Consider the following 9862-nt stretch of genomic DNA (forward strand, 5'->3'; position numbering starts at 1 on the left):
TGAAGACGGACATTCTGGTTTGGCCCTTACAGGGCACATTCGCATAATTTGCATTATGTTAAATCACGTCATCAAATGACCATCAAACAGAAGCGCTTCGTCTAGACAAGATGCATTTGCAGTGCCGGCGCCAGGTCCGTGAGTGCTCGAATGTAAAACTCTGCACTGAACGTGACGCATCCATCTGCATTGTGGTTGGTGCTGCCTCTATCGCACTTTGTGCACGCGATCACGGAAATTTTGCTTTACGTCCACTAAGTGCACAGGATTCCGTTACATCCGGCTGAAAATTACGCTCCCGCGAGTAACGCTTCCTGCTCGAGACCAGCGCCACCACTCTGCATGAGGCTGACAACTCGGCTCACGTAACTATCCTCTGACAGCAACAGCCGCGGCATGAAACCGGCATCCTTATGGAGCAACTCGGGCTTGAAAAAGCGCCAGAACAAGGCCTCGAGGTTTGCCGGCGCCAAGGGTTCCGGCGTTGGAACCGGCTGGGACAGCGCGACGGCGACAGAGCTCAGGAGGCGCTTGGCCGCCTTGGAGGTTGACCGAAGTCCCTTTTCGACGGAGGCGCATTCCAGCCGGCGATGGGGTGGAGGTCGAGAAGCCGCTGTGCGTTGGGTAAAACCCACCCTCGTTGCAGAAGTCGAGTTTTCCGATTGGACCCCTGAAGGCCAGGTGCGTCAAGCCTCGTTCAAAGGCCTGCGCGCCGATCATCCTGCTAAGTCGATCCGGCGAGAGGCGATCCAGACTACCGTGACGCCGCACGGTGTGAGCGCCATCAAGGTCACCAATCCGGACCGTGTCATTGACAAATCCACAGGTATCACGAAGGTCGAGCTGGTTCGCTACTACGAGAGCGTGGCGGAGCGGATGCTGCCCCACCTCAAAGATCGGCCGCTATCCTTGGTGCGCGCACCGGATGGCATTGATGCGCCGACGTTCTTTCAAAAGCACGCGGAAACGGCGATGCCCGGCCTCACCGAGCAACCCCAATCCCTTTGGCCCGGCCATGCCGCATTACTCACTGCTGATTCGGCAGAAGCAATCGTCGCCGCTGCCCAGATGAATGCGGTTGAGTTTCATACGTGGAATTCGACGGCCCGCCACATAGCGTGTCCCGACCGAGTCATTTTCGACCTCGATCCTGGCGAAGGGATTGCATGGGAGACGATGGTCGAAGGCGCCATGCTGGTGCGCACGCTGCTGGATGAACTGGGGCTGCAGTCCTGGTTGAAAACGAGTGGCGGCAAGGGGCTGCACGTCGCCGTGCCACTGGCGCCGCAGCGTTCCTACGATGAAGTGAAGGCGTTTTCGCGGGCCGCCGTCAAGCACTTGGCGGTCACCCTGTCCCAGCGCTTCACCGCCCGCTCTGGGGCGGCCAACCGCAAGGGGCGGATTTTCGTGGATTGTCTGCGCAACGGCTTCTCGCGAACCACCGCAGCCGCGTTCTCGGCTCGAGCGCGGCCAGGGCTCGGTGTCTCCATGCCAGTGTCCTGGGAGCAGCTTACCAAGCTGAAAAGTGGCGCTCAGTGGACTATCCGCGACGCCCGGGAATACCTCAGTTTCCAAGTGGCGGATCCCTGGCAGTCTTACTGGGAGGCACGCCAAAGTTTGACCGCCGCCATCGAACGATTAGGCTGAATGCTGGCGCATCTGTACTGTGGAGTATCCAATGCCTGCACGATCCCTCGCCTCTTTGTCCCTGTCGTTCGGCCTGGTGTCCATCCCCGTCAAGCTCTACACCGCCACCGAGACAAGTTCTGCCGTGCGCTTCAACTTACTGAGCAAAGACGGCGCGCGGCTGAAACAACAGTACGTTTCCGAGCAGACCCAAAAGGTTGTCGAGCGTGCAGACATGGTGAAGGGCTACGAGTTTGAGAAAGATCGCTTCGTGACGTTCTCCCCCGATGAACTCAAAGCCTTGGAAGAGAGCGCCAGCCACATGGTCGATATCGTTGCGTTCATTCCCGAGCACAGTGTGGATCCTCTGTATTACGACAAGGCGTACTTCATCGCTCCAGATAAGCGCGGCGGTAAGCCGTACAGCCTTCTACGCGAGGCCATGTCGAAGACCGGTCGCTGTGCCATTGCGAAGTGGGCCTCGAAAGGCAAATCGCATATCGTGCAGATCCGACCGGTCGAGGGCGGCTTGGTGTTCCAGCAACTGTTGTTCGCGGATGAAGTCCGCAACATCGCCGAACTGCATATCGAGGAAGTGGCAGTCTCAGATGCGGAGCTAAAGTTGGCGATGCAGCTTATCGAGCAAGCCTCGGAAGGCCAATACGATCCGGCCCAGTACACGGACGAGGAGAAAGTCAGGATTCTCGCCGCCATCGACGCGAAGATCGCCGGCAAGCAAATCGTATCGCCCGAACCGGTTGAAGTCACCGCTGGCGGGCAGGTCATCGATCTGATGGATGCACTTCGCGCGAGTCTGTCCAAGAAGGGAGCGCCCGCGGGCAGAGCGAAGGCCGCCGAGCCGTCACCTTCCCGCAGAGCCGGTAAGCGGGGCACAGCGCCTTCTGAGCCGACCCCGATCCGACGCAACACCAAAAAGTCGGCATGAACCACGGCGAAGGGCTGACCACGCGCGATTTGGAGACGCGCCTGGGCGCTTCGCGCCGGCTGATCTCCAGTCTGGTAGCGGCCGGGCTGGTTACTCCTGCACGAGGCCCACGCGGTCAGTACGTCTTCTCTTTCCAGGACGTGGTTCTGATTCGCACCGCCGAATCTCTGCACAGATCGAGCGTTGCGCCCGCACGGATTCTGCGGGCGCTGCGTCGTCTCGAACGGCTCACACCGAACCGGCACCTATCGGCGCTGCGAATCTCCGCAAGCAACGGAAAAATATCGGCATGGGACCGGCACGGCGCGTGGCTTGTCGAGAGCGGCCAACGTCTGATCGCGTTCGGACCGGATGAAGCCGATGTGCGAGTCGTTGATCTAACGCGAACGCGTGCCAACCAAGCGACCGCCGAGGAAGCCTTTGCGCGAGGCTATGCACTTGAACCTGTCGACGCGGATGCGGCTGAAGCGGCGTACCGACGCGCCTTAGAGATCTCGCCAGGAATGCTGAACGCCTACCTGAACCTTGGGTGCATGTTGGCAGACCAAGAACGCTTCGACGAAGCCATCAGGCTCTATGAAGGGGCATTGTCAGTGCTTCCGAACGCGCCGCAGTTGCATTTCAACCTGGGGGTTGCACGCGAGGATGTCGGCGCCCTGCAGTCAGCTCTGGCGGCATATGAACGATGCATCGAACTTGCGCCTGATGATGCCGATGCCCACTACAACGCAGCGCGTTTGCATCAGGAGTTGGGCCACTTCCAGAATGCGCTGCGGCATTTCAACGCATTCCGGAAGCTCGACCGTCCATAAAGCCACAAGTGGGTGGCCGTTCGATCAAGCGGTCACCAGCCCTCCTAGAGCGGACAATCGAGCGCGGCCAGCCGCGGCATTGGTGCCACGCCGTCATGAGCGACGGCGATGCCGTTCGGGCGGCATTTCTGGCTGGCCACCCCGTCCAATGGGACGCCTCCCAAAATAACGTTTAGATCACTTGGAGCAAGAGATGCGTAGGTCATTTTCACGCTTGAAAGTGATGGCTCCACTTTCCCATTGTGCCGTGGGAGCCTTCTCTCGGGGAAAATGGATGTTAATTTTGGCTTAATTCAGACTTAAGAATTTCTTGCGGCGTCGTATCATGCTCGGGCAGTCCTGCTACCGTCCGCGTCGCCGCCCCCGGTGACGCGGGCTTTTTTTCGGGTGAGCGCCCCTTTGTGGGACAGGCCGATTGCCTAGCATAGACGACTGGACGATACTGGGCACGGGCAACTCACCAGTTGCCCGATGATTTCTTCATGGACGTTCTGCGGCTCTCTGCTACCGGTCGAGACACATCGATGCACACAGTCTCGTGGAGAGTCGATTGAGTCGTCGTCGTTCAAGGGACGACGCGCGTGCAATCGATCATTCCTGCTGGATAAGGAAACGCTCAGGCCGTTTGCCCAGCCACGCCGGCGTCCGGCCACGTCCCGACCAGGTTTTGCCGGTTTTGGGATCCATGTACTTCGGCGGAAGCGGTGCTTTCTCGGTGGCCGCGGACGCTGTACTTGCGAGCCGGCCCCGACGACGACGCGGCGCCACGTCTTCCGGCGACAGGCTATATCGAACCATCAGCTCGCGAATCTGTTCGATGACGCCCGCGACCTCAGTCGAACGCGCCTCTTCGATTTTGGCTTCCAACGCTTGCTTCTGCGCTAACAAATCCTGATACGTTGCCATTTTTGCCTCCGATTGTTCAGTCACAATTGACTTATACGCATTCCAAAGACCATCTGCAAGGTATTCGTCCTCTAAGACTTACGAATGAAGCTGATAGCTGATTGAAATCGCGTGGACTGTTTGCGTTAGCGTCAAAGCGGACTTCATATAGATGTCGGCTTGAAGTGAAGGTGGGCGACATTCGCACCCGATGACGTCGGCTGCGGATCGCAGAAACGGGTACGCGTTTGCATCAATTCCCATCACAGCGACGCTTCATATACGTTGAGCGACGGCGGTTGGGCTTCCCACATAGCCTGGGCGAATTGCACCAGTCAGAGAAAGTGCAGTGTCGCTACCAAGACACATCAAGACCTCCGGTCTAGTCCAGGCTAAAGAAGCAAACCTGACGGATGGAAGCCAATGGTTGCGTGGTGGGCCTCCCGTGAGTCGAACACGGCACCAACGGATTATGAGTCCGCTGCTTTAACTAAGCATGAGCTGAAGGCTCAATTGGAAGGGGAAAGCCGACGCCAAGTTCGTACGCCTCAGCTTTCCACAGCATCTTGTCATCAATCAGCTGGTTGGCGACATCGCGTTACCAGCCGAAACAACGATCACGCCGACGCTTCAGGCGATGCTACAGGCGGAACCGCCCTCTTCGCCGAAGCCCGCTTCTTCGGCGCAGATTTCACTGCGGCCGCCTTCGGAGCTGCTTTCGCGGCGACCTTGCCCTTGGTACCGGGTGCGGCCTTCTTCGCGGCCGCTTTCGTTGCGACAGTTTTGTTGCCCGTCGCCTTCTTGGCGCCTGCAGCCTTCGCCTTCTTCGCCGCGAGCTTGTCCTTTGCGGATTGCTTTTCAAAGCGGGCCGCGGCCTTTGCGGCTTCCACGGCCTGGGCAACCTCGCGCTTAGCCGCTTCAATTGCCTTCTTCGTGTCAGCGCGCAGCTTTAGCAAGCGCTTCTTCGCTGCCTGTGCCTCACGGGCAAGCACGCTGGCCTTTTTCGTTGGCACGACTAGCTTCTTTGCGGCAGGTTTGCCCTTGGCAATTGCACTTACCCGTGTCGTTTTAGTTGCTGCGACTATGTTGGTTATTCATAGTTGTGAGTGAAGCGCGGAGTATAACCGCACGAGTGGCGTTACATAATAGAGCTCAGTTTCTTCTTTGAGTTGCATCCAACCGATGCGATCAGCCGACGGCTGAGATGCCACCCTCTTCCGCACCGCTTTCTCATTGGTATCTGGTACATTCGCCAAAACAACAAAACGCAAGCCGATCTTGGCCTGGTCCTAGCGGGCTACTACCTCGACCATTCTGCTCACTTTAGGTGGTGGCTGTGGCTTCCTGGCCAAAGGCGCCTTTGGCTGGATCCTTGGTGCATTGTTCGGTGTCACATTGGCGTGGCAGCGGCTGGTGCGCTGCGTGTTGCGCCTATGATCTTTCCCTACTTCCTACGTTTCGCGGCTCCCGCCCCCAGACGCGGATCTTGCTTGTGATCCGAAGGTGCACGGTGCCGGTCCGGACGATCTCCGGACGTGCCCTTCGCAGAAACAGGTGATGGTATTGCCCGTGAGCACCGGTACGGGACATGCGCCTCGTCGAGCGCGGTGGCAACGAGCTCGAGCATGCTGGTGAACCGCGAGAACAGGAGAATCTTTCGGCCTTCCTCGACGAGTTCGGGCAACATCTCTACCCACCGAATATTGCGTCGCACAACGTCGTCCAGTATGATCTAACGTTCCCCATTCTGCGCACACCGGATTCCGCGAGAGGCATCCCGGCCTCGACTGTCCGTGCGTCATTCCACGATTTCGTTCGCACCCCGACAGGCTAATTGACCTGCCGTCATGTCCGCGACGATCGTCGGCCAACCTGTCGAGGAGAATGTATTGGCAAAGCCAGTTCGCGACAATTCAGTGTCCCGCGTGATCGCGGTTACTTCAAAAGCCGGCCGCCGCGCGCCAAAGGAAAAGACCCAGCCCGTCACAATACCGCTGGACATCGCGTCAATGGCGCGCCAGGAGGAGGAGCGTCAACGCCAGATGCGCGCGCTGATCGCGCTTGGCCGTGAGCGCGGCTATCTCACCCACGCGGACATCAACGATCACCTGCCCGACAACTTTACGCAAACTGCTGCGATGGAGACGATCGTCGGCACGTTCAGCGACATGGGGGTGGCCGTGTACGAGCAGGCGCCGGACGCAGAGACGCTCCTGCTAAACGATGCCGCGGCCGCCGCGGCATCCGACGATCAGGCGGACGAGGAAGCGGAAGCTGCACTGTCGACCGTCGATTCCGAATTCGGCCGCACTACTGATCCGGTTCGGATGTACATGCGTGAAATGGGTGCCCGCGAACTGCTGACCCGCGCTGGCGAAATCGAGATCGCAAAACGCATCGAAGACGGCCTGCAGGACATGATTCAGGCGATCGCCACGTGTCCGTCGGTCGTGTCCACGATTCTTGTAGATGCGGACCGCATTGTTGCCGGCGAACTGCGTATCGACGAACTGGTCGCTGGCATCAGCGACGACGTGAACGAAAGCGAAATGACGCTGGAGTCCGAAGAGATTGAAGTGAAAGCAGACGCCTCCGACGATGACCCAGACCGTGACGACGTTGAAATGGACGCCGGCGATCCGGAGACAACGAACGCGGCCCGCCTCGAACAACTCACGAGCGACAGTCTTGCGGTTTTCGCGCGCGTGCGTGCACTGTTCGAGCAGTTGCCGGATGTACCCGTTACTGGCAAAACCCGTTCCGCGGCCGTTGCGCAATTGCGCTCGGCGATCCAGCGCGAACTGGCGCCGATCCGCTTTACGGCCAGAACCATCGACCGCCTGTGCGCCAGTGTGCGCGCACAGATTACTGAGGTTCGTGCGATCGAACGCGGAATCCTGGAGATCGCCGTCGACCGTTGCGGCATGCCACGCGATGCGTTTGTTGAGTCGTTCCCGGGCCACGAGACCGAACTTACATGGACCAGCCGCATGGCGGCGACTTCGCGGCAATTTGGCACGGCGCTTGAGCGACATCTGCCGGCCATTCAGGCCGGGCAGCAGAAACTCATCGAGATCGAGGCACGGGTCTCGCTGCCACTCCAGCAGCTCAAGCAGATCAACCGCCAGATGGTTGCCGCGGAGTTGAAAATGCGGCAGGCCAAGCGGGAGATGATCGAAGCGAATCTTCGTCTTGTCATTTCAATTGCCAAGAAATACGTGAACCGCGGCATGCAGTTCCTGGATCTGATCCAGGAAGGCAATATCGGCCTGATGAAGGCGGTGGACAAGTTCGAATACCGGCGCGGCTGGAAGTTTTCGACGTACGCCACTTGGTGGGTCCGTCAGGCCGTCACGCGCGCGCTTGCTGATCAGGCGCGCACCATTCGTGTGCCGGTGCATATGATCGAGATGGTCAACAAGCTGAACCGGATTTCGCGCGAATTCCTGCAACAGACGGGACAGGAAGCGCATCCTGCTATCCTCGCGGAGCGCATGGAGATGTCCGAGGAAAAAGTGCGCAGTATCCTCAGGATCGCGAGGCAACCTGTCTCGCTCGAGACCCCTGTGGGCGACGATGCCGACGCGACGCTCGGTGACATGATTGAGGATGTCTCTGCGAGTTCACCAACTGAGGCCGCGATTCACGCGAACATGCGCACCGCGATCGATGAGGCACTCGACGAGTTGTCGCCGCGCGAGGCCAAGGTCCTGCGGATGCGATTCGGGCTCGATACGACCTCTGACCACACGCTTGAAGAGGTCGGCAAGCAGTTCGACGTGACCCGCGAGCGGATCCGTCAGATTGAAAGCAAGGCGATGCGCAAGCTAATGCATCCCGGTCGCGCTGGCAAGTTGAGGCCCTTTCTTGAGCGCTGAGCAAAGGCGAGGAGTACGCGCCCCCTTTCGACGCCCTACTTCAGCCCCGCAGCGATCACGCATCGCCCGATCGCTGCCCTGACAGGACGCGTTTGCGGCGCGGAATTCTTATAGCGGTTTGATATTCGCTGCCTGTTTCCCCTTGGGACCTTGCTTGACTTCAAAACTGACCTTCTGGCCCTCCTGAAGTGATTTGAAGCCATTTCCCTGAACTTCGGAGAAGTGCGCGAACAGGTCATCGCCGCCGTCGTCCGGCGTGATGAACCCAAAACCCTTTGCATCGTTAAACCACTTGACGGTACCTGTTGCCATGTTCTGAATGTTCCAAGGAAGACTAGTTGTAGACGACGCCACCGGCCTGCGCCAAATGTGCGGCTATCTTGTATCACGGTGGGCCGTCGCCGACAATCCCTTGGTCAAGGCTTCACCAGCCTTTAAATGCCCCGGTGCATTGATTGACCCTGCTGCGACGCAACACACGCGTCGCTTGATTCCGGCGACAAAAGAGTTTACGGTAAATGCCCGGTGTGCGCTTCCTGCGCGTCCCTCGCACCGATGCATTCACTGCCGTTCTCATCATCGTCCTCGTGGAATTCGATCCACGGACCAGCTGTCGTAGGTTCCATTTTCCGACCCCGGCAATCGCCGGCAAAGGAGGCCGCCATGCTAAGTCCGCACGAAATCGCCGCGCTACTACTGCTTGGCGATGCGCAAGATATCGATGATCTCGAACCAGATCAATTGGACGGCTTGCTGGCCCACAAACTGGTCACGATGGAGCACGGGCATGATAGCGGCAATGTTTATCCCCGCCTGACGAGTCAAGGACACTCCATGCTCGAAGCCGTGCGAAGCATTCGGTAAGACTTCGTTTCGTGCCCTATCGCCGTGTCCCGCCAACGCCGGCCCCATGCACTTCTTGGTCCGTATGCTGCGGCTAACCGTTGTCGACCGGGGATGGCGGAAGCGCAACGGCGGTAGCCGGCCCATGTCAGCCATCATCGTCCGTCGTCGAATCCCTGATTCGGCACCGTAAATTACCTACGCTACATTCTTCTGATCGCGCAGTACCACCTTCCTTCCCTGATCACGTTCACCGAAACCGCTGATCACGTTCACCGAAATCCGCAAGCTAACGAAGCTGCCCCCTTACAATGCTGCCATGCAATATAGGACCAGGGCCGAAGAAGCGTACGAATAGCCACACGCCCTGTTTGCGGCTGGCAAATACGCGTACGCCCGCGCGCGCGGAGGACAGAATGGCGACAGCTCGAGCTGGAACCAGAGGGGAGGCACTGAAGCTCCTGGAGACAGAGGGAGTAACGGTGGTCGAGTTGGACTACGAGTCAGGTTGGCAGGATGCTGTTGAACTCGGCAGGCTCGGCCAGAAGGTTGGGATACGCGTCGAGTATCGCGGGCACGAAAACATCGCAGTCCGCTCGCCGGCTGCGCTCGTTGCCGGCCTATTGCGACCAAAGACAACGTTCCGGCAGCGGAATCTGTACTGTCAATTTGAGCTCAACAACTTGCCAGCAGATGAGCTAGAGAGCCTGGAGGCAAAGGCGGCGAAGTTGGGGGACTATATTCTCGCGGGGCACTTGATGAGGGAGGTGGATGCACAGTGGGCAGAGTAAGCTGGTGCGGTCTGCCCTCTTGACAATGAACGGTTCGCTGTAGGGAAGCACGAGCCTGTCAGATTTCTTGTGTGTTGAGGT

At 58.8% G+C, this 9862-nt stretch carries 9 protein-coding genes, 1 tRNA gene and 1 pseudogene; 7 read left to right on the forward strand and 4 right to left on the reverse strand.

The genetic code is table 11. The features are described 5' to 3' along the window. Window positions 1–480 precede the first annotated feature (480 nt). The 3 genes and pseudogenes from ligD to CF68_RS01585 form a co-directional block, all read left to right on the forward strand. Window positions 481–1647: pseudogene (gene ligD / locus CF68_RS01575) on the forward strand (DNA ligase D); the annotation flags it as partial. Window positions 1648–1678: 31 nt separating this feature from the next. Next, the gene (locus CF68_RS01580) at window positions 1679–2572 is read left to right on the forward strand and encodes a Ku protein (protein ID WP_035815576.1); all 894 of its coding nucleotides are present in this window, start codon (window positions 1679–1681) and stop codon (window positions 2570–2572) included. Next, window positions 2569–3384: a tetratricopeptide repeat protein gene (locus CF68_RS01585; protein ID WP_035815577.1), complete on the forward strand. Its 816-nt coding sequence runs from the start codon at window positions 2569–2571 to the stop codon at window positions 3382–3384. The genes CF68_RS01580 and CF68_RS01585 overlap by 4 nt, the downstream gene beginning before the upstream one ends. 591 nt (window positions 3385–3975) lie before the next feature. On the opposite strand, the gene CF68_RS01590 is transcribed toward CF68_RS01585, so the two are convergent. The 3 genes from CF68_RS01590 to CF68_RS01600 form a co-directional block, all read right to left on the reverse strand. Beyond that, a complete protein-coding gene (locus CF68_RS01590) occupies window positions 3976–4290 on the reverse strand; it encodes an H-NS family nucleoid-associated regulatory protein (RefSeq protein ID WP_035815580.1) in 315 nt (104 codons plus the stop codon). A 411-nt stretch (window positions 4291–4701) separates the two neighbouring features. Next, window positions 4702–4780: transfer RNA gene (locus CF68_RS01595), tRNA-Ile, on the reverse strand. A 106-nt stretch (window positions 4781–4886) separates the two neighbouring features. Next, window positions 4887–5354, reverse strand: coding sequence for a hypothetical protein (locus CF68_RS01600; protein ID WP_035815581.1), 468 nt, complete (start codon window positions 5352–5354; stop codon window positions 4887–4889). A 503-nt stretch (window positions 5355–5857) separates the two neighbouring features. Between CF68_RS01600 and CF68_RS36910 the strand changes: the two genes are divergently transcribed. Then, complete coding sequence (locus CF68_RS36910) at window positions 5858–6103, forward strand: hypothetical protein (protein WP_152548435.1); 246 nt, start codon at window positions 5858–5860, stop codon at window positions 6101–6103. Window positions 6104–6116: 13 nt separating this feature from the next. Next, the gene (gene rpoD / locus CF68_RS01605) at window positions 6117–8147 is read left to right on the forward strand and encodes an RNA polymerase sigma factor RpoD (RefSeq protein WP_235205638.1); all 2031 of its coding nucleotides are present in this window, start codon (window positions 6117–6119) and stop codon (window positions 8145–8147) included. Window positions 8148–8255: 108 nt separating this feature from the next. Here the strand turns inward: rpoD and CF68_RS01610 are convergent, their stop codons facing one another. Then, on the reverse strand, window positions 8256–8459 hold the full coding sequence (locus CF68_RS01610) for a cold-shock protein (RefSeq protein WP_013954359.1): 204 nt from the start codon (window positions 8457–8459) through the stop codon (window positions 8256–8258). 351 nt (window positions 8460–8810) lie between these two features. Between CF68_RS01610 and CF68_RS35840 the strand changes: the two genes are divergently transcribed. Then, a complete protein-coding gene (locus tag CF68_RS35840) occupies window positions 8811–9011 on the forward strand; it encodes a hypothetical protein (protein WP_080569644.1) in 201 nt (66 codons plus the stop codon). A 395-nt stretch (window positions 9012–9406) separates the two neighbouring features. Then, a complete protein-coding gene (locus tag CF68_RS01615; protein WP_013959253.1) occupies window positions 9407–9781 on the forward strand; it encodes a hypothetical protein in 375 nt (124 codons plus the stop codon). Window positions 9782–9862: the final 81 nt, after the last annotated feature.

Source organism: Cupriavidus sp. SK-4 (genome assembly GCF_000611125.1).
Classification (GTDB): Bacteria; Pseudomonadota; Gammaproteobacteria; order Burkholderiales; family Burkholderiaceae; genus Cupriavidus; species Cupriavidus necator.